Here is an 18,538-nt window from a genome sequence, read left to right as displayed (position 1 = left end):
AAAGCTCCTTGTGCGCTGCAGGGGATTCCGATGGTGGCAGGTGCGCTCCCGTGCCCGCAACCGGAACCTTGACTTCCGGGGTCCAGATTGTCTAGGGTGGCGGCCGTGCGGATGAACCAGGGTGTCGAGTGGTCCGCCCACGTCCTGCTGTCGCTCGCGTGGCTCGACGACGACGAACCGGTGTCCACCGCGTCCCTCGCGGCCAGCTACGAGCTTCCCGTCGCGTACCTGAACAAGCAGCTGCAGGCCCTCGTGCGCGCGGGCCTGCTGCGTTCGCTGCCGGGCGCGCGCGGCGGGTTCGTGCTCGCGCGCCGGCCCGAGGACATCACGCTGATGGACGTGGTCGCCGCCATCGAGGGGCGGGAGTTCGCGTTCCAGTGCACCGAGATCCGGCAGCACGGGATGGGCCAGGAGGCGCCGCAGAGCGCGTTCCGCCGCAAGTGCGCCGTCGACTCGGCCATGCAGCACGCCGAGCTGCAGTGGCGCAAAGCGCTGGCGGCCAAGACGATCGCCGACATCCGGGCCGAAGCCGACAGCCACGCTCCCTCGGCCGCCCGGCTGGCCCGCAAGGCCTACGGACGCAGCTGACGAGAACGGCCTGCCGCCTCCGAGCCGGAGACAGCAGGCCGGGCAGACAGCAGGCCGGGCGGACGGTCAGGCCGAGCGGCGCGCCTTCGGGTGCCGCAGGTGGTCGCGCTCGCGGATCTCGTCGTCGTCGAGGAACGTGAGCATCGGCACGTCGGGCGCGCAGACCATGCAGACCACGAACTTGCTCTCGATGTCCTCACGCAGGTTGCCGGCCTGGTAGTGCACGACCTCGCCGCCGGGCTCCCAGAACGCCTCGCCGGCCTTGATCGGGTACGGCTCCTCGCCTTCGAGTTCGAAGAGGATCTCGCCCTCGATCACGTAGCCGAACACGGGACCGGAATGCCGGTGCGGCCCGCTGCCCGGGTCGCCCGGCGGGATCGAGACGGTGCCGACCATGAAGTGCGCGCTCTCCGGGACGAACGGCGGGGTGCGCGTGAGCAGGTTGTCGTAGGTGCTGCGTGAGCCGGGTGAAAGAATCATACGGCGAGGTTAGGTCCGCGTCCGCGCGCGTGACCGGTCCGCTCGAGCGCCGATTTCCTGTACCGGTCGGACCCGCGCCACCGGCACTGTCGCGATCGGACGGTGGCCACCGGGGACCACCGTCCGATCGCGACGGTCAGAACGGCCAGCCGGCGTCGCGCCCGGCCTCCAGCAGCGGGATCATGCGGAAGGCCTGGTCGGTCAGACCGCCGAAGGTGTGCCGGTTGCGGCCACCGCTGGACGAGTGGCCACGCCGGTACCCGGCGAGGTTCCACGTGTACAGCGGGGTGGCCGCGGGCACGGACATCCCGACGTCACCTTGTGCGGCCTGCTCGTCGGTGAGGATCACGACGCGGTCGTGGCCGCGCTCGTGCTTCCCGACGGCCAGCTGCGTGTCGGTGCCGTGGCCGAGGAAGTAGCCGTCGGCGGTCCAGCGGTCCACCGACTTCAGCAGCGACTCCCGCGGCCGCAGCGGGAACTCGCGGGTGTCGTCGGAGAACGAGACGACGTCGGCCTTCTCGCACCGCTGCCCGAGCGCGAGCCCGAACACCGCGGCCGCGTCCCACCGCTTCAGCGTGCCGTCCTTGGAGAACCGCGAGGTCATCGACCACGAGGTGTCCACCAGGATCAGCGTGCGGCCGGGCAGCACCGGGACGTGGGCGAGCGAGTGCGTGATCGCCTGTTCCAGCGCCCACGCCCACCGCAGCGACGGTGCCGCCCGGTAGGCCGACAGGAACCGCATCGGCAGCTGCCGCGACCGCGCCACCTGCTCCGGGTCGGCGAGCCGCGTGGCGACGGCCTGCGCCACCTCGTCGGAAACCCCGGCCTGGTCGAAGTTGCGCAGGTTGCGCAGCAGCGCCATGTAGCCCATCGACAGGATCATCGACTCCCACGCGGCCGCAGTGAGCGGTCCCTGGAGCCACCCGGCGAGCGACTCCCACGTCATCCCGGCGCGCCGCAGCGTCTCGGCTGCCGTGGCCGACTCGACCAGCTCGCGCCGCCGTTCGACCGGCCACGCCGTCAGCTCCCGGTGCGCGCCGAGAGTCCCCAGCGCGGCGGGGATCTCGCGGTCGGCGTGGAACCGGACGTCGAGGACGTGCTCGAACAGCGCGTCCTGCCGGCCGGTACGCGGGCCGGGGTGCGTCAGCCCGAGGACGTCGGCGAACCGGAACCCGCGCGCGTCGGAGTCCCACTTGAGGTAGGAGCTTTCGGTGTAGAGGCGCTGGGCGGCGTCGGCGATCCCGCGCTTCACCGGCTTGGGCACGGTGCGGCCGTGGACGCTGGTCCAGTAGGCCAGCAGTTCACCGGGCTCGTCGGCCCGCTGGAGCACGCTGTTCACGACCTGGCGCGACAGCCCGTCGAGGCCGGCCTCACGCCGGGCCGCCGCGAACTCGGCCGCGCCGACAAGCGCCGCGGTCCGCAGGTTCGCGTCCCGGCGCAGCCACGCGAGGAAGCGCACCGTCCACTCGGGATCGGCCAGCGTCGCGGCGCGCACGAGCTCGGCGTACCGGGTGTCGCGCTGCTCGGCGTTCTCGTAGAAGGTGTGCTCGCCGACCATGTTGGTCACGGCGAGCAGGAACAGCTCGCTCTGGGCGTCGCGCGCGTAGCCGGCACCGCCTTCGTGGGTGCGCCCGCTCGCGACGGCCTCGCTGGAGATCGGCGAGCGGGCCGCCCGCAGGGCGCCGAGGATGTTGAACTTGGCCATGGGTCGACCCCCTCTGTTTGTGTGCTCGGTCATGAGAAGGGAGCAACGGTTTCAGGTGTGCCCGAGAAAAAGTCGGCCACGGTACGTTTAGCTGCTCTGGCCGGATTGAGCTACACCCCGACGAGTCGGGGTGACGGGATTTGAACCCGCAACCTGCCCGTTGAAAGCGGAAGTAACCGTCACCTGCGCACCGGGCACACCTGAAACCGTTGCTCCCGAAGGAGTTCCGGTCCGGTTCGGTGCGCCCGAGAAAGATCGGCGACGGTGTACAGGAATCGAACCTGCGAGCACCAGAGAAGTAACCGTTGCCTGCGCACCGGGCACACTCGAACCTTGACGATTACTGTAGCCGCGCGGATCCGGTGGTGTCGCGGGGTTTTTCCGGCACCGGGTTCAGGGTTCGATCACCAGCCGCGAGATCAGGCCGTGGTCGAGCGTGAAGCGGAAGTGCAGATCGACCGCACCGCCGGGGAAGTTTCCTTCGAGGTGGTGCGTGGCGACGACGTGGTTCTCGTCGATCTGCTCGCCGGCGATCAGCGTGCTGGTGTAGGTGTACTCGCTCGCGGCGCCCTCGAGCCAGCCGCGGATTTCGGGTGCGCCGTGGTAGGTGTGGCCGTCGTCGGCGACGGTGGCCTCGGGCGTGAAGTGCGGCAGCGCGCGGTCGGCGTCGCGGGTTTCGTGCGCGGCGAGATAGTCGGTGACGGCCTGCGGCAGTGCGGTGGTCATGGGGCTCTCCTGGGGTCGAATCGGGATGACCCCACCACCGTCGGCCCTCTCCCGGGGAGAGAGTCAAACCCGGGTTGACCCTCTCCCCGGGAGAGGATGCACAGTGGCGGGATGCGGCCAGGCCTGACGATCGGGGAGTTCGCCCAGCTCACGCGCTTGAGCGTGCGCACGCTGCGCCGGTACCACGAGGCGGGGCTGCTGGCGCCCGCGTCGGTCGACGACGCCACGGGCTACCGCTACTACGCCCGCGAGCAGATCCCCAACGCGCAGGTGATCCACCGGCTGCGCGAGCTCGACGTGCCGCTGGCCGAGGTGAAACACATCCTGGCCACGAGCGATCCGCGAACGCGCGCCGACCTCATCGCCGGGCACCTGCAGCGGCTGGAGGACCGGCTGGACCGCACCCGCGCCGCGGTCACGTCGTTGCGGCAGCTGCTCAAGCCCGACGTCGAGGAGCTGGCGGTCGAGCTGCGCTCGGTGCCCGCGCGGACGGTCGCGGCGATCGAGGCCACTGTGGACCTCGACGACGTGCTGGAGTGGTACGACGCGGCGATGTCCGAACTGGACGCCGCCGTCGCCGGGCGCGAGGGCTTCACACCTGCGGGCGGGCTGTACGACAACGAGCTGTTCACCGCCGGCCGCGGCACGGCCCTGGTCTACCGGCCGGTGCCCGACGCGCCCACGGTCGGTCGCGTCGCGCCGCGGACCCTGGCGGCCACGGACCTCGCCGTGACGGTGCACGCCGGCGACCACGACGACATCGACGTCACCTACGGCCGGCTCGGCGACTGGGTGGTGGCCCACGCGCTCGCGGTGGCCGGTCCCGTGCACGAGACCTACCTGTGCGGCCCGCGTGACGACCCGGACCCGCGGACGTGGCGCACGGAGATCGGCTGGCCCGTGTTCCGGGTCTCGCCGGCCTGAGACCGCGCGCGCCCTGCGCCGGGTGGAGGGCCGTTTCGGGGACGCGAGCAGGTGTGCGGCGCGTTCGACGAGCTGCCGCCCGACGTGCTGCCGGACCGGCCGACCGGGACATCGACGACCCCGCGGAGACCGAGCTGACGGTCACCGAGGGCATGAACACCGATCTGCTCCACCGAGTCGGCCACGCCGACCTCGTCCGCCGCTTCGACGAAGCGGCCGCGCCGACCGTGCGCTGGTGGCCGCCGAGCGCGGGATGCGGCGGTCTCCGCCCGGCGTCCGGCCGACGTACGATACGGCGGCTCGCACGCGGACTCCTCCGCGCGCCCGGCCCGAGGAGTCGCCGTTGTCGGCCGTACCGTCCGCCCCCGCGTCGTCCACCTGGGCGCCTCTGCGCCGGCACGTGTTCCGCGCGCTGTGGTTCGCGCAGCTGGGCTCGAACGTCGGCAGCTGGATGCAGTCGGTCGGTGCGCAGTGGACGGTCGTGCACCAGCCCAACGCGGCCACGCTGACGTCGATCGTGCAAGCCGCGAGCCTGCTCCCCGTGCTGTTCGTGTCGTTGCCCGCGGGTGTGCTGGCCGACGTGCTCGACCGGCGGCGGATCATCGCGGTGCTCACGGCGGTGATGGTCGTGATCACGGGCATCCTGGCGGTGCTGAGCAGCCAGGACCTCGTGACTCCGGCGACGCTGATCACGATCACGCTGCTGCTCGGCGTGTGCCAGGCGCTGATGAGCCCGGCCTGGCAGGCGATCCAGCCCGAGCTGGTGCCGCGCGAGGAGCTGCCGTCGGCCGCCGCGCTGGGCAGCCTCAACGTCAACATCGCCCGCGCGATCGGGCCCGCGCTGGCCGGGTTCGTGCTGGCGCTGACCGGCCCGGCGGTGGTGTTCGGCATCAACGCGGTGTCGGACCTGCTGATCCTGGTCGCGGTGCTGATGTGGCGGCGCACGGCCACCGAGTCGGCCGGCCCGGCGGAGCCGCTGGTGCCTGCCTTGCGAGCGGGAATCCGGTATGTGCGGTACGCGCCCGGTGTCCGCCGGATCCTGGTGCGTGCTTCGGTGTTCGTGCTGCCCGCGTCGGCGTTGTGGGGGCTGCTGCCGGTCGTGGCCGCGGACCGGCTCGGTCTCGGTTCCGGCGGCTACGGCGTGCTGCTCGGCGCCCTCGGCCTCGGCGCGGTGGGCGGCGCCGTGCTGATGCGGCCGATGCGCGCGCGGTTCGGCCGCAACACGCTGCTGGGCGCCGCCACCATCGCGTACGCGGTCGGGGTGTTCGCCGCGGCGCTGCTGCCGAACGCGGTGGTGGTCGCGGTCCTGCTCGTGCTGGGCGGCGCCGGCTGGCTGGCCGGTCTGTCCACTTTGAACACCACGCTGCAGCTCGCCCTGCCCGCCTGGGTCCGCGCGCGGGCCCTGGCGGTGTACCTGATGATCTTCCTGGGCGGCCAGGGCGTCGGCGCGCTGATCTGGGGCCTGGTCGCCGCCGGCCTGGGCGCCGCGACGACGCTCGCCGTCTCCGGTGTGCTGCTGGTGCTGGGCGCGGCGTCGCTGTTCGTGCTCCCCATCCACGCGCGGACGGGCGAGCTGGACCGCACGATCGTCACGCCCTGGCCGGAACCGGAGATCGCCGTGCTCACCGGCGAGGAGGAAACCGTCGACCCCGCGGCGGGACCGGTGCTGGTCGAGGTCGCCTACCACGTCCCGGCCGAGAGCTCGGCCGAGTTCCTGGCCCTGCTCACCCGCGTGGGCGTCTCACGCCAGCGCACGGGCGCCCGCCGGTGGAGCGCCTACCGCGACCTGAGCGTGCCCGACCGCTACGTCGAGGTGTTCGAGGTCGCGACCTGGGCCGAGCACCTGCGCCAGCACCACGAACGCATCACCGGTGAGGACGCCGGGCTGTACCGGGAAGTGGCGGGGTTTTCGGTGGAACCCCCACAGACCCGGCACCTGCTGGCGAACTGACCCCGGCTAGATCACGATGTTGCAGTAGAGCCGGTGTTCCTCGGCCGCCGCGCCCCGGGCCAGGACGGCGAGTTCCTTCAGGAACGCGACGATGGGCTCGACCTCGCCGCCTTCGTTCCGGGCGACGAAGGCGACGGCCGCGTCGTGCAGTGCCTCGTCGCCGGCGGTGGCCAGCGAGTCGCGGAAGGCGTCGGCCAGGGACACGACGAAGACCTCGGGCTCTTCGTCACCCTCCTGCTTGATCTCCGGGCAGTGGTGCGGATCCGCCTCGACCTCGGCGATCGTGCGGCCGGTCAGGGCCGCCTCGATCGGCAGGAGGTCGAAGACCGGATCCGCACCCTTGACGACGAGCTCCGGGTAACCCGCGCGCTTGGCCGTGTCGCCGTCCACGAACAATCGCGCCGCCGTGGCGTCGTCAACGGCCACGAAGTAGTCGTACAGCATGCCCAGAGGCTAGCGGGCTCACCAGGTGGCTTAGGCCGCGCTCTCGTCCGGGTCCCAGGGGCCGATGACCGGGCCCGCCGAGCCGAAGCCGTCGCCGAACACGACCGGCCGGCGTGGTGTGGTGTCGTGGTGGAGCTGGAAGACGTCGAAGCGGTTGTAGGCGCCGACGATGTCGTGCATCTGCTTGGGCTGGATGCAGCGGGCGAGGTCGATCTCGGCGTAGACGATGCCTTCGGCGTCGATGAGGGGCTCGACGACGGGGTTGCCGTCGGGGCCGAAGATGCCCGAGAGGGCGCTGTTCGGGCGGCGCATGAGCTCGGTGATGCCCGGGTCGTCGCCGGCGGCGATCTCGATCATCTCGTCGGTGATGGTGGAGCAGGCGACCACGGAGAACAGCTTGCCCTCGAAGGCGTGGGCGGCGCTGCGGACGGCGATGGCCTGGGCCATGTCGTAGTCGGCGGGCGCGACGGGCAGGGAGATGTAGCTGGCGACGTGGACCAGTTCCCCTTGCGCCAGCAGGGAGAACCGCGCGAGCGTGTTGGTGTTCTCGCCGCACGCCAGCGCGCCGAGCGGGCCGACGGCGGAGTCGAGCACGCGCACGGTGCTGCCGTCGCCGCCGCCCCACGTGAGCTTCTCGGCCCACGTCGGCACGAGCTTGCGGTGGACGTTGAGGACCGAGCCGTCGGGGCCGATGGTGACGACGCTGTTGTAGATCAGCCCGAGGCTGTGGCGGCTGCGCTCGTTGACGCCGATGACCACCGTGGTCTTCGTGGCCGCGGCGGCCGCGCGCAGGGCGTCGAGGTGCGGGCCGGGGATGTCGATGGCACAGCGGTAGAGGCGCTCGTACCACGGCGAGCCCTGCACCGGGTTCATCGTCCAGTTCCAATACGGGTAGCCGGGCACGAAGACCTCGGGGAACGCGATGAGCGACGCGCCGTGCGAAGCGGCCTCGGTGATGAGCGAGACGGCCTTGGCGACCGTCGCGGCGGTGTCGAGGTACACGGGCGCGGCCTGCACGGCGGCGGCAGTGAAACGGGGGAAGTCTTCCACGGCTCAGACGCTCCTGTTCGGGGTTCCTGCGGGTACGGGGGTCCAGCGCGAACGGGCCGGCGAGGGTTCGCCCGTGCGCAGGGTGAGCAACGGGCGGGCGCGGCCGCCGCTGGGTGGTTTGGCCTCGCCGCCGGCCTGGATGGGCGGCCAGTACGCGCCCGGCCCGGAGTAGCCGAGCTCGGCGGCCGCGTGCAGTGCCCACGACGGGTCGTGCAGCTGCGCCCGGCCGACGCCGACGAGGTCCGCGCGGCCGGCGAGCACGATCGAGTTCGCGTCGTCGCAGGTGGAGATGCCGCCGACGGCGATGGTCGGCACGCCGACGTCGGCGCGGATGCGTTCGGCGAACGGCGTCTGGTAGCTGCGGCCGTACTCCGGCTGTTCGTGCGCGACGACCTCGCCGCTGGACACGTCGATCGCGTCCACCCCGTGTTCGGCCAGCGCCGCGGCGATGCGCACGCTGTCCTCGATCGTCGTGCCGCCCTCGGCCCAGTCGACGGCCGAGAGCCGCACGAGCAGCGGTTTGTAGTGCGGCCAGACGGCGCGCACCGCGGAGACGACGGCGAGCGGGAAGCGCAGCCGGTTCTCCAGGCTTCCGCCGTAGCCGTCGGTGCGGCGGTTCGTGAGCGGTGACAGGAACGTCGAGAGCAGGAACCCGTGCCCGGCCTGCAGTTCGAGGACGTCGAAGCCCGCTTCGTCGGCCCGGCGGGCGGCCGCGGCGAAGTCCTCGATCAACGCCGGGAGCTCGGTTTCGGCGAGCTCGTGCGGCACGGGGAGGTCGCCGTACGCCAGCGCCGAGGGCGCGACGGTCCGCCAGCCGTTGGCGGGCAGCGCCGGGCCCAGCGCAGCCGCGTCGGGCACCGTCGTGGAGCCCTTGCGCCCGGAGTGGCTGAGCTGCACGCCGATCAGCGCGCCGCTGTGTGCGTGCACCGCGCTGGTGATGCGGCGCCACGCCGTGGCCTGCTCGTCGGTGTACAGGCCGGGGCACGCGGGGGTCACGCGCCCGTGCGCGGTCACGGCCGTCATCCCGGCGAGCACCAGCCCGGCGCCGCCCAGGGCTTTGCCCGAAAGGTGCAGCAGCTCCGCCTCGCCGGGAACGCCGTCGATCGCGCTGTACGTCGCGATCGGCGCGGCGACGATGCGGTTGCGCAGGTGCCGGCCCGCCAGGACCAGCGGCTGGAACAGCGGCGGCGTGCCGTCGTCGCGGCCGCCCGGGGTGTGGGTGCTGAACCAGCGGTCGACCGAGCGGATGTAGGCGGCATCGCGCAGGCGCAGGTTGTCGTAGGTGACGCGGCGGCTGCGCGTGAGCAGGTTGAACGCGAACTGCGGCGGCTCCTGGCCCACCACGTGGCCGACCGTCTCGAACCACTCCAGGCTCGCCTGCGCCGCGCGCTGCGTGGACTCGACGACGGGCCGGCGTTCGGTCTCGTAGTGCTCCAGCGCCGCGGCGAGATCGCCGGTCTCCAGCGCGGCGGCGAGCGCCAGCGCGTCCTCCATGGCCAGCTTGGTGCCCGAGCCGATGGAGAAGTGCGCGGTGTGGGCGGCGTCGCCGAGCAGCACGACGTTGCCGTGGCGCCACGTTTTGTTGCGCACGGTGGTGAAGCGCAGCCACTTCGAGTTGTTCGTGAGCAGTTCCGCGTCGCCGAGGAAGCCGCGCAGCAGCTCGCGGCAGCGTTCGACGCTCGCCGTGTCGCTGACGCCCGGGCCGAAGGTGGCTTCGGTAAACCCGGCGCGGCGCCAGGTGTCGTCGTTCATCTCCACGATGAACGTGCTGCGGTCCGTGCTGAACGGGTACGCGTGCACCTGGACCGGGCCGAACTCGGTCTCCTCGACCAGGAACGTGAACGCCTCCAGCACGCGATCGGTGGCCAGCCACATGTAGTGACACCGGCGCACGTCGAGCGAGGGGCGGAACACCTGCTCGAAGCGTGTGCGGATGGCGGAGTTCACGCCGTCGGCCGCGATCACGAGGTCGTACTCGGCCGCGAGCCGCTCGACGTCGGGCGCCTCGGTGCGGAACCGGACGTCGACGCCGAGGTCGTGGCAGCGGCGCTGGAGGATCTCCAGCAAGCGTTTGCGCGCGATGGCGGCGAAGCCGTGGCCGCTCGAAGTCTGCGTGGTGCCGCGGTAGCGCACGTCGATGTCGCTCCACCGGGCGAACTCCCGCTCCATCGAGGAGAACACGGCGGGGTCGGCGTTGGTGATGCCTTCGAGCGTCTCGTCGGAGAAGACGACGCCGAAGCCGAACGTGTCGTCGGCGGCGTTGCGTTCCCAGACGGTGACCTCGCGGCTCGGGTCGAGCTGCTTGGCGAGCGCGGCGAAGTAGAGCCCGCCGGGCCCGCCGCCCACGATGGCGATCCGCATCACGCCGGCACCTCCTTCGTGAGCGCGGTCCGCACCGCTTCGGGCCACGGCGTGGCCGCCGGTGCGTCGGGTTCGGCGTGGACGACGACGACGGATCCGTCGGCCGCGACGCCGTTCGGGCCGTGGACCTCGAAGGCGAACGTGAGCGACGTGCGCCCGAGCTGCGCGACGCGGAACGTGACGCGCACCGGGTCGCCGAACCACAGCCGGCCGCGGTAGTTCACCTCGTGGCGCACGCGTGGTGTGCGGCCGAACAGCCACGCGAGGTCCTTGCCCCGCAACAGGTCTGCTTCGGCCTCTTCGGCCCAGCGCAGGACCACGGAGTTGTGCTGGTGGCCCGACGCATCGGTGTCGTGCCATTCGACCCGTCGCTCGATCGTGGTCTCGAGACCGGCGAGCGGGGGAGAACCCGCGGAAGGGGATGTCGGCATGAGTTTTCCTCCTGGCGCCCTTGACATCACGAACGGTATAGCTGAACTATGACTGTCGTCAAGAAAACGACATATGGACGGGAAGGCGCGATGACCACACACAGCGATGACCAGCTGGGCCGCGCACGGGTGACGGACAACGAAGATCTGCGGGCGTACTACGAGAAGCTGGAGCAGCTCGACGCCGGTGCACTGTGGACGATCGCGAACAAGATCGAGCCGTGGTACCCGCAGCCGCAGTCCGTACCGATCAAGTGGAGCTACGAGCAGCTGCGCCCGCTGGTGCTCGAAGCGCTCAACCTCGTCAGTGGCGACGACGCCGGCCGCCGCGTGGTGGCGCTCTACAACCCGCTGCGGCGCGACATCGCCGCCACCGTCGGCCTGCTGTACACCGGCCTGCAGGTGATGGGTCCCGGCGAGTCGATGACCGCGCACCGGCACCAGGCCGCCGCGCTGCGCTTCGTGCTGGAGGGCAGCGGCGCGTGGACGATCGTCGACGGGCAGAAACTCAAGGTCGGCCCGCGCGACTTCGCCATCACGCCGAACTGGACCTGGCACGAGCACGGCAACGAGGGCCTCGAAGGCGTCGACGGTCCGGTCATCTGGCAGGACGGGCTCGACATCCCGCTGGTCAACGCGCTCGACGCGCCGTTCTACGAGGTGCACCCGGACATCTACCAGAAGCAGGACGGGGTCGTGAACTCCTCACTGCTCACCTACGGCGCCGGACAGCTGCGCCCGTTCGGCGACACCTGGCACAAGAACCACTCGCCGCTGCTGGCCTACCCGTGGGAACCGACCTACGAAGCGCTCCTCAACGCGGCGAAGGCGAGCGACGGTTCGCCCTACGACGGCATCATCATGGAGTACAGCAACCCGCTCACCGGCGGTTCGGTGATGCCGACGATGAGCGCGCACATGCAGCTGCTGCGCGCCGGCGAGTCCACGCTGGCCCACCGCCAGGTCGGGTCGAAGATCTACACCGCGGCCAAGGGCAGCGGCACCTCGATCGTCGCGGGCAAGCGCATCGACTGGTCCGAGGGCGACATCTTCTGCGTCCCGTCGTGGGCGTGGCACGAACACGCCAACGCCAGCCGCTCCGACGACGCGTGCCTGTTCTCGTTCAACGACTTCCCGGTGATGCGTTCGCTCGGCTTCTTCCGCGAAGAGGCCTATTCGGACAACGACGGCCACCAGCTCGTCGCCTGACTTCCCTGTCCACTTCGAACGGAGTTCCTTTCATGCTGCTCGTCACGTTCGCCGGTTCCGACGGCCAGGACCGGCTCGGGATCCAGGACGGCGCCGACGTCATCGACGTCCGGGCCGCGGCGACCCACCGCGGAACCGCCGCCCCGGCGTCGATGCTCGACGCGATCCACGCCGGCACGGCGGCGCTGGAGTCCCTCGTGGACTCGCCCGTGCGGAGTCCACTGGAGACGGTGACCCTGCGCGCGCCCCTGCGGCCGGGCAAGATCGTGGGCGTCGGGCTCAACTACACCGAGCACGTCGCCGAGTCCGCGCGCACGCTCGACACCGACAAGGAGCTGCCGCAGCGCCCGGTGCTGTTCAGCAAGCCGGCCACCGCCGTCGTCGGGCCGGGGGAGCCGATCCGGCACGACGGTGACCTCACCGCGCAGCTGGACTGGGAGTGCGAGCTCGCCGTGGTGATCGGGAAAACGGCGAAGCGCGTCTCGAAAGAAAACGCGATGGACCACGTCTTCGGCTACAGCATCGTCAACGACATCAGCGCGCGCGACCAGCGGCGGTCGGGCCAGTGGTTCTTCTCCAAGGGCCAGGACTCCTACGCGCCGTTCGGCCCGGCGATCCGGACCGCGGACGACGTGGCCGACCCGTACGCGCTGGAGCTGTCGCTGCGCGTGAACGGTGACGTGAAACAGAAGTCGAGCACGAAGTACATGCTGTTCCGCATCGCCGAGCTGATCGCCGACATCAGTTCCGGCATGACGCTGGAGCCGGGTGACGTGATCGCGACCGGGTCCCCGGCGGGGGTGGGCGCCAGCTTCACCCCGCAGCAGTTCCTCACGCCCGGCGACGTGGTGGAAGCGTCCATTCAGGACATCGGCACGCTGCGCAACCCCGTGGTGGACGCCCGATGACCGGCCGGACCTACCGCATCGGCCAGATCGTGCCGAGCTCCAACGTCACGATGGAGACCGAGATCCCGGCGATCTTCCGGGCGCGCGAGACCGTCGCGCCGGAGCGGTTCACGTTCCACTCCAGCCGGATGCGGATGAAACACGTGCGCAAGGAGGAGCTCGCGGCGATGGACGCCGACTCCGGGCGGTGCGCGGCCGAGCTTTCGGACGCCCACGTCGACGTGCTCGGGTACGCGTGTCTCGTCGCCATCATGAGCCTCGGTCCCGGTTACCACCGCACTTCGGAGTCGGCGCTCGCCCGGATCACCGAGGAGAACGACGCGCCGGCCCCGGTCGTCACGAGCGCGGGGGCCCTGGTGAACGCGCTGGACGTGCTGGGGGCGAAGTCGATCGCCGTGATCTGCCCGTACCTCAAGCCGTTGACCGAGACGGTCGTGGACTACATCCGCGACGAGGGCGTGGCCGTGACCGACTACGTGGCGCTGGAGATCCCCGACAACCTCGAGGTGGCCGCCCACGACCCGCGCAAGCTCGTGCCTCTGGCGCGCGACCTCGACCACAGTGGAGCCGACGCGGTGGTGCTGTCCGCGTGCGTGCAGATGCCTTCACTCGCGTCGATCGACATCGTCGAGAACGAACTCGGCAAACCCGTGCTCTCGGCGTCGATCGCCACCGCCCACCAGATGATGCGCGCGCTCGGCCTGCCCGCCGTCGCGCCCGGCGCCGGCGCGTTGCTGTCCGGCCGCTACGCCGAATCCCCTTATCCCGTCCCGCCCGCCGTCGGCTGACGGACTCCCAGGAAGGCCGCAGATGGAGCTCACCCCATCGGCCCACATCGACTCGTTCTGCCGCGACAACCTCCCCGCGCCGGCGGACCGGCCCGAGTTCCGGTTCACGCTGCCGGAGCTCGCCTACCCGCCGAGGCTCAACTGCGCCGTCGAGCTGCTGCGCGGGAGCATCGACCGCTTCGGCCCCGACCGGCCGTGCCTGCTCACCGACACCCAGGCCTGGAGCTACGCCGACCTCGACCGGCGCAGCGACCAGGTCGCCCACGTCCTCGTGCGGGACTTCGGGGTGGTGCCCGGAAATCGGGTGCTGCTGCGCGGGCCGAACAACCCGTGGCTGGTGGCCGCGTGGTTCGCGGTGCTCAAGGCGGGCGCGGTGCCCGTCACGACGATGCCGCTGCTGCGGGCCCGCGAGATCGACGACCTCGTGGAGCTGACGCGGCCGCGCCTGATCGTCACCGACCACCGCTTCGCCGCCGATCTCGCGGACGTCGCGTTGCCGGTGCTGACCTACGGCGCCGACGGTCCCGGCGACCTGGTGGCCCGGGCGGGCGAGGTCCGGGAGGCGTTCACCGCCGTGGACACCGCGGCCGACGACGTCGCCCTGCTGGCCCCGACGTCCGGCACCACCGGCAAACCCAAGGCCACCATGCACTTCCACCGCGACGTGCTGGCCACCACGGACACCTTCGCCCGGCACGTCCTCAAGCCCGTCGCCGACGACGTCTTCACCGGCACTCCGCCGATCGGCTTCACCTTCGGCCTCGGGGGCCTGGTCCTGTTCCCCCTCCGCTTCGGCGCTTCGACGCTGTTGCTGGAAAAAGCGTCGCCGGACGAGCTCGCCGACGCCGTCGAACGTCACCACGTCACGGTGCTGTTCACCGCGCCCACCGCGTACAAGGCCCTGCTGTCTTCCGGAAAAGCGGCGGCGCTGTCGAAACTCCGCCGCTGTGTGTCCGCGGGCGAACACCTGCCCGTGGCCACGTGGGAGGAGTTCCACACCGCGACCGGCATCAAGATCATCAACGGCATCGGCGGCACGGAGATGCTCCACATCTTCGTGTCGGCGGCCGACGACGACATCCGTCCGGGCTCCACGGGCCGCGCGGTCCCCGGCTTCGAGGCGACCGTCCTCGACGACGCCGGCCGGCCCGTCCCCGACGGCACACCCGGCCGCCTCGCGGTGAAAGGCCCCACGGGCTGCCGCTACCTCGCCGACAGCCGCCAGAAGAACTACGTCGACAACGGCTGGAACGTCACCGGCGACACGTACCTCCGCGACGCCGACGGCTACTTCTGGTACCAGGCCCGCAACGACGACATGATCGTCTCCTCCGGCTACAACATCGCCGGCCCCGAGGTGGAGCAGGCCCTGTTGTCCCACCCGGACGTGCTGGAGGCCGCCGTGGTCGCTGCCCCGGACCCGGCGCGCGGCACCATCGTCCACGCGTTCGTCCACTTGCGACCGGGCGCGGCCGAGGACGCCGCCGCGCTGCAGGCGTTCGTGAAGCAGGCGATCGCGCCGTACAAGTACCCCCGGGCGATCGACTTCGTCACGGAGCTGCCGAAAACCCCGAGCGGGAAGATCCAGCACTACCGGCTCAGGGAGCTGGTGGCCACGCGGGACCGGTGACGCCGAGCCGTCGCTCGCCCGGTGGGCGACGGTCCGCTCCTTGCCCATCCGGCCCCTTCGCCCGGTGATCGCCGAAGCCGGCAGGCACCGGGCGAAGGGCCGGGCGTCACCGAGCGGCTTCCCGGCCCAGCAGCAGGTCCGCCGCCCGTTCCGCCACCGCGAGCACCGTCGCGTTGGTGTTCGCGCCGATGAGGGCGGGGAGGACCGAAGCGTCGGCGATGCGGAGGCCGGTGACGCCGTGGACGTTCAGCGCCGGGTCCACCACCGGGCCCAGCGCGCAGGTACCGCAGGCGTGGAAGTAGCTGCCCGTGCTCTGGCGCAGGAAGTCCTCCTCGGCCGCGGGGTTCATCGAAGCCGGCCCGGGCAGGACTTCCTTGTCGCGCCAGGGATCCAGCGCACCGGCGGTGCCGACGTGGCGGGCGAGGCGCAGGCCGGCCAGCATGCCGGCGAGGTCGCGCGGGTCGCTCAGCAGCGCGGGGTCCACGACGGGCGCGACGGCCGGATCGGCCGACGCCAGCGTCACCGAGCCGCGGGAGTGCGGGTACAGGTAGCTGAAGCCGATGGTGAACCCGGGTCGCCGGGCCGGAAAGGGGCGGCCGGAAGTACGGGATGTCCAGGAACAGCAGCTGCACGTCGGGCGCCTCGAGGTCGGCGCTGCTGCGCACGGCGGCGACGAGGTCGCTGTGGTTGTTGGCGCCGTCGGGCAGGGCGCGGGCGTTCGAGTAGACGACGCCGGTCAGCGGGTGGTCCTGCAGGTTCCGGCCGACGTCCGGCAGCGCGATCCGCGGGGTGACCCCGGCCTGCGCCAGCGCGGCCGGGTCGCCGATGCCCGAGAGCATCAGCAGGTGCGGCGAGCCGATCGCGCCGGCGGCCAGCACCACGGACCGCTCGGCTTCGGCGGAAGCCGTGCCGTCGCCGGCGCGGTACTCGACGCCGGTGCAGTGGCTGCCGGCGAGCACGAGCCGGGTCACGAGCGCGCCGGTCACCACGGTCAGGTTCGGCCGGTTCAGCACGGGCGCAGGTAGGCGTCGGCGGCCGACTGGCGCGCGCCGTCGACGATGTTCATCTCCAGCCAGGTCGCGCCTTCCGGCTCGGCGCCGTTGAGATCGGGCGTCTCGGGGAACCCGCGCTCCCGCACGGCGGCCAGCGCGGCGTGGGCCAGCGGGTGCCGCACGGGCGGCGGCGCGACCCGCATGGGGCCGTCGGTGCCGCGGTACTTCGGGTCGCTGCCGGGACGCGCGGTCTCGCTGCGGCGGAAGTAGGGCAGCAGGTCGTCGTAGCGCCAGCCGTCGACGCCCCACGCGTCGTAGCCGGCGCGGTGGCCCCGCAGGTGCGCCATGGCGTTGATCGAGCTCGACCCGCCGAGCGTGCGCCCGCGCGGGTAGGGCAGCTCGACGCCGTGCAGGCCCGGCTGCGGGGTGGTGTGGAAGTTCCAGTCGACCGGGCTGCCCAGCAGCGCCGGCCACGCGGGCGGCACGCCCATCACGTCCGGTCCGGTCGCCGGGCCGGCCTCCAGCAGCAGGACGGTCGTCGCCGCGTCTTCGCTCAGCCGCGCGGCGAGGACCGAACCGGCCGTGCCCCCGCCCACGACCACGTAGTCGTACTTCATCTCTCGGGTGTCCCTCCTCGACGGGCCCCTCCGGGTGCCCACGGCCCCATGAAGCCAGACCCACGCGGGTGAAAGAGGGCTCAGCCGGGACTTGCCGTTCCTAGGATCGGCGTCACACGAGCGACCGGTCGGGGCAGTTCCGCGGGTACGGCCGGTCCGCACCGGACGGCCCCGCGTCCGGGGCGACGTAGGCTGTGACCAGGCGAAAGGACGGGTGCCGATGCGGGGCTCCGAGCTCGGCGAGTTCCTGAGGACCAGGCGCGCCCGCGTCGACGTCGCCCAGGTCGGCCTGCCGCCGACGGCGCGGCGCCGCGTGCCCGGGCTGCGCCGCGAGGAGGTCGCGGCCCTGGCCGGGCTCAGTGCCGATTACTACGCGCGCCTGGAGCAGGGCCGCCAGCTCACGGCGTCACACGAGGTGCTCGACGCCCTGGCCCGCGTGTTCGGGCTCGACGAAGCCGAACGCTCCCACCTGCGCCGCCTGTCCGCGCGCCGCGCCGGTCCGCCGGACACCCCCGCGCGCTGCGTGGGGCCCGGCATGCGCGGCCTGCTCGACGAGCTGGGCCGCGTGCCCGCGATCCTGCTCGGCCGCCACACCGAGGTGCTCGCCGCGAACCGGATCGCGCGCCTGGTGTTCGCCGACTTCCCCGGCATGCCCGCACGCGACCGCGTGGTGGTGCGGTGGCTGCTGTGCGACGAGTCCGCCCGCGCCCTGCACGACGACTGGGAGGGCATCGTCGAGGAGATGATCGGCATGCTGCGCCTGGCGGTCGGCCGCGACCCCGGGGACCTGCGCGCCCGGCGGCTGGTGGCCGAGCTGTCGGCTACCAGCCCGCTGTTCCGCCGCGTCTGGGCCGACCACCGCGTGGAGGCGACTCCGCGCTCGACCAAGCGGATGTTCCACCCCGTCGCGGGCGAGCTGAACTTCTACGTCGAGCACCTGGCCTCCCAAGGTGCCGGCGGACAGAGCCTTTTCACCTTCGTTCCCCGCCCCGGAACGGGCACCGCGGAGGCGGTCGACGAGCTCCTGGCCAGGGAAAACGTGCCGGTGAGCTGACCTTCGCGTCCAGGGTGGACCCTGGTCGGCTGTGACCGGGCCACCTCCGGTGATTCATTCGTGACCCGATCGGGTAAGTCGACAGGAAGTGCGCTAACCGCGGATCGGGGAGGTGGTGGCGTTGACCGGGGCCCGAAGTGCCGGCCGTCCGGGCACGTGGGTGCTGCCGCTGCACGGCACCACGGCGGCGACCGTGCGGACCATGCGGAGATGGGTGTCGGAGCACCTGGCCACGCTGGGTGACGAGCACCGCGACGACGTGCTCCTCGTCGCCACCGAACTGCTGGCCAACGCCCACGACCACGGCGGCGGCCCGCGCCACCTGCAGCTGTGGCACAGCCTGCGCCCGTGCACCGTGCGGGTCGAGGTGGCCGACCGCAATCTCGTGCAGCCGACCATGGGCCTGTCGCGCCTGCCCGGCCCGCGCGGCCGCGGGCTCCTGCTCGTCGATCGCCTGTCGGTGACGTGGGGCGTGCTGCCCGAGACCGAGTTCGAGCGCAAGACGGTGTGGGCGCAGATCCCGTGCCTCGGCCGGTGCCCCCGGCCCGGGCGGACCGCCGACCAGACCACCTACGGCGGCGGGTCCGGCGAGCTGGCCGGCTGAGGCCACGACTGTCCCCTGTGGACGGACTCATCCGCCGGGGGTGACCTCGCCGCCGTGGCCGCCCTCGTGCGTCGCG

General features: G+C 71.9%; 17 protein-coding genes and 1 pseudogene. 9 read left to right on the top strand and 9 right to left on the bottom strand.

Going from position 1 to position 18,538, the window contains the following annotated elements:
- Positions 1 to 111: 111 nt before the first annotated feature.
- A complete protein-coding gene (locus ACQPXB_RS33050) occupies positions 112 to 588 on the top strand; it encodes an RrF2 family transcriptional regulator (RefSeq protein ID WP_432856889.1) in 477 nt (158 codons plus the stop codon).
- A 66-nt stretch (positions 589 to 654) separates the two neighbouring features.
- Here ACQPXB_RS33050 and ACQPXB_RS33045 read toward each other — a convergent pair whose 3' ends face one another.
- The 3 genes from ACQPXB_RS33045 to ACQPXB_RS33035 all read right to left on the bottom strand — a co-directional run bounded on the left by ACQPXB_RS33045 (position 655) and on the right by ACQPXB_RS33035 (position 3,499).
- Positions 655 to 1,068 (bottom strand): cupin domain-containing protein, encoded by a 414-nt coding sequence (locus ACQPXB_RS33045; protein ID WP_432845624.1) that lies wholly within the window; start codon positions 1,066 to 1,068, stop codon positions 655 to 657.
- 136 nt (positions 1,069 to 1,204) lie between these two features.
- Complete coding sequence (locus ACQPXB_RS33040; RefSeq protein WP_432845623.1) at positions 1,205 to 2,773, bottom strand: TROVE domain-containing protein; 1,569 nt, start codon at positions 2,771 to 2,773, stop codon at positions 1,205 to 1,207.
- A gap of 393 nt (positions 2,774 to 3,166) precedes the next feature.
- Complete coding sequence (locus ACQPXB_RS33035) at positions 3,167 to 3,499, bottom strand: nuclear transport factor 2 family protein (RefSeq protein WP_432845622.1); 333 nt, start codon at positions 3,497 to 3,499, stop codon at positions 3,167 to 3,169.
- Positions 3,500 to 3,610: 111 nt separating this feature from the next.
- Between ACQPXB_RS33035 and ACQPXB_RS33030 the strand changes: the two genes are divergently transcribed.
- Entirely contained in the window at positions 3,611 to 4,423 is an 813-nt protein-coding gene (locus tag ACQPXB_RS33030) for a MerR family transcriptional regulator (protein WP_432845621.1), read from the top strand.
- A 343-nt stretch (positions 4,424 to 4,766) separates the two neighbouring features.
- A complete protein-coding gene (locus ACQPXB_RS33025; RefSeq protein WP_432845620.1) occupies positions 4,767 to 6,374 on the top strand; it encodes an MFS transporter in 1,608 nt (535 codons plus the stop codon).
- A gap of 6 nt (positions 6,375 to 6,380) precedes the next feature.
- On the opposite strand, the gene ACQPXB_RS33020 is transcribed toward ACQPXB_RS33025, so the two are convergent.
- Genes ACQPXB_RS33020 through ACQPXB_RS33005 form a run of 4 tightly spaced genes read right to left on the bottom strand, consistent with a single transcriptional unit; the run spans position 6,381 to position 10,660 of the window.
- Positions 6,381 to 6,818, bottom strand: coding sequence for a hypothetical protein (locus ACQPXB_RS33020; RefSeq protein WP_432845619.1), 438 nt, complete (start codon positions 6,816 to 6,818; stop codon positions 6,381 to 6,383).
- Between the two features lie 30 nt (positions 6,819 to 6,848).
- Positions 6,849 to 7,868, bottom strand: coding sequence for a carbon-nitrogen hydrolase family protein (locus ACQPXB_RS33015; protein ID WP_432845618.1), 1,020 nt, complete (start codon positions 7,866 to 7,868; stop codon positions 6,849 to 6,851).
- 3 nt (positions 7,869 to 7,871) lie between these two features.
- The gene (locus ACQPXB_RS33010; protein ID WP_432845617.1) at positions 7,872 to 10,229 is read right to left on the bottom strand and encodes an FAD-dependent monooxygenase; all 2,358 of its coding nucleotides are present in this window, start codon (positions 10,227 to 10,229) and stop codon (positions 7,872 to 7,874) included.
- Entirely contained in the window at positions 10,229 to 10,660 is a 432-nt protein-coding gene (locus ACQPXB_RS33005) for an acyl-CoA thioesterase (RefSeq protein ID WP_366584953.1), read from the bottom strand. Before ACQPXB_RS33005 ends, ACQPXB_RS33010 begins: the two co-directional genes overlap by 1 nt.
- A 90-nt stretch (positions 10,661 to 10,750) precedes the next feature.
- On the opposite strand from ACQPXB_RS33005, the gene ACQPXB_RS33000 reads away from it, so the two are divergent.
- The 4 genes from ACQPXB_RS33000 to ACQPXB_RS32985 are packed head-to-tail and all read left to right on the top strand — an operon-like array spanning position 10,751 to position 15,195.
- Positions 10,751 to 11,869, top strand: coding sequence for a cupin domain-containing protein (locus ACQPXB_RS33000; RefSeq protein ID WP_432845616.1), 1,119 nt, complete (start codon positions 10,751 to 10,753; stop codon positions 11,867 to 11,869).
- A gap of 32 nt (positions 11,870 to 11,901) precedes the next feature.
- On the top strand, positions 11,902 to 12,777 hold the full coding sequence (locus ACQPXB_RS32995) for a fumarylacetoacetate hydrolase family protein (protein ID WP_432845615.1): 876 nt from the start codon (positions 11,902 to 11,904) through the stop codon (positions 12,775 to 12,777).
- Complete coding sequence (locus tag ACQPXB_RS32990) at positions 12,774 to 13,565, top strand: maleate cis-trans isomerase family protein (RefSeq protein WP_386952993.1); 792 nt, start codon at positions 12,774 to 12,776, stop codon at positions 13,563 to 13,565. Before ACQPXB_RS32995 ends, ACQPXB_RS32990 begins: the two co-directional genes overlap by 4 nt.
- Before the next feature lie 22 nt (positions 13,566 to 13,587).
- Complete coding sequence (locus ACQPXB_RS32985; protein ID WP_432845614.1) at positions 13,588 to 15,195, top strand: AMP-binding protein; 1,608 nt, start codon at positions 13,588 to 13,590, stop codon at positions 15,193 to 15,195.
- 106 nt (positions 15,196 to 15,301) lie between these two features.
- Here ACQPXB_RS32985 and ACQPXB_RS32980 read toward each other — a convergent pair whose 3' ends face one another.
- Together ACQPXB_RS32980 and ACQPXB_RS32975 are read right to left on the bottom strand one after the other, a co-directional pair.
- Positions 15,302 to 15,742: a GMC oxidoreductase gene (locus ACQPXB_RS32980; RefSeq protein ID WP_432856886.1), complete on the bottom strand. Its 441-nt coding sequence runs from the start codon at positions 15,740 to 15,742 to the stop codon at positions 15,302 to 15,304.
- 253 nt (positions 15,743 to 15,995) lie between these two features.
- Positions 15,996 to 16,804: pseudogene (locus tag ACQPXB_RS32975) on the bottom strand (GMC family oxidoreductase); the annotation flags it as partial.
- Positions 16,805 to 17,024: 220 nt separating this feature from the next.
- Between ACQPXB_RS32975 and ACQPXB_RS32970 the strand changes: the two are divergent.
- Both ACQPXB_RS32970 and ACQPXB_RS32965 read left to right on the top strand, forming a co-directional pair.
- Complete coding sequence (locus ACQPXB_RS32970; protein ID WP_432845613.1) at positions 17,025 to 17,858, top strand: helix-turn-helix transcriptional regulator; 834 nt, start codon at positions 17,025 to 17,027, stop codon at positions 17,856 to 17,858.
- 121 nt (positions 17,859 to 17,979) lie between these two features.
- Complete coding sequence (locus tag ACQPXB_RS32965; RefSeq protein WP_432845612.1) at positions 17,980 to 18,462, top strand: ATP-binding protein; 483 nt, start codon at positions 17,980 to 17,982, stop codon at positions 18,460 to 18,462.
- Positions 18,463 to 18,538: the final 76 nt, after the last annotated feature.

The sequence above is a fragment of the Amycolatopsis sp. CA-161197 genome, from assembly GCF_050942255.1.
GTDB lineage: Bacteria > Actinomycetota > Actinomycetes > Mycobacteriales > Pseudonocardiaceae > Amycolatopsis.
Note: the sequence above shows the minus strand (reverse complement) of the source record. Positions and strands in the feature narration are given on the sequence as shown.

Coding starts and splice junctions, on each gene's coding strand:
- ACQPXB_RS33045 (WP_432845624.1), bottom strand. CDS start 1,068: ATGATTCTTTCACCCGGCTCACGCAGCACCTACGACAACCTGCTCACG.
- ACQPXB_RS32985 (WP_432845614.1), top strand. CDS start 13,588: ATGGAGCTCACCCCATCGGCCCACATCGACTCGTTCTGCCGCGACAAC.
- ACQPXB_RS33000 (WP_432845616.1), top strand. CDS start 10,751: ATGACCACACACAGCGATGACCAGCTGGGCCGCGCACGGGTGACGGAC.
- ACQPXB_RS33010 (WP_432845617.1), bottom strand. CDS start 10,229: ATGCGGATCGCCATCGTGGGCGGCGGGCCCGGCGGGCTCTACTTCGCC.
- ACQPXB_RS32995 (WP_432845615.1), top strand. CDS start 11,902: ATGCTGCTCGTCACGTTCGCCGGTTCCGACGGCCAGGACCGGCTCGGG.
- ACQPXB_RS33040 (WP_432845623.1), bottom strand. CDS start 2,773: ATGGCCAAGTTCAACATCCTCGGCGCCCTGCGGGCGGCCCGCTCGCCG.
- ACQPXB_RS33035 (WP_432845622.1), bottom strand. CDS start 3,499: ATGACCACCGCACTGCCGCAGGCCGTCACCGACTATCTCGCCGCGCAC.
- ACQPXB_RS32970 (WP_432845613.1), top strand. CDS start 17,025: ATGCGGGGCTCCGAGCTCGGCGAGTTCCTGAGGACCAGGCGCGCCCGC.
- ACQPXB_RS33020 (WP_432845619.1), bottom strand. CDS start 6,818: ATGCTGTACGACTACTTCGTGGCCGTTGACGACGCCACGGCGGCGCGA.
- ACQPXB_RS32990 (WP_386952993.1), top strand. CDS start 12,774: ATGACCGGCCGGACCTACCGCATCGGCCAGATCGTGCCGAGCTCCAAC.
- ACQPXB_RS33005 (WP_366584953.1), bottom strand. CDS start 10,660: ATGCCGACATCCCCTTCCGCGGGTTCTCCCCCGCTCGCCGGTCTCGAG.
- ACQPXB_RS33050 (WP_432856889.1), top strand. CDS start 112: ATGAACCAGGGTGTCGAGTGGTCCGCCCACGTCCTGCTGTCGCTCGCG.
- ACQPXB_RS33030 (WP_432845621.1), top strand. CDS start 3,611: ATGCGGCCAGGCCTGACGATCGGGGAGTTCGCCCAGCTCACGCGCTTG.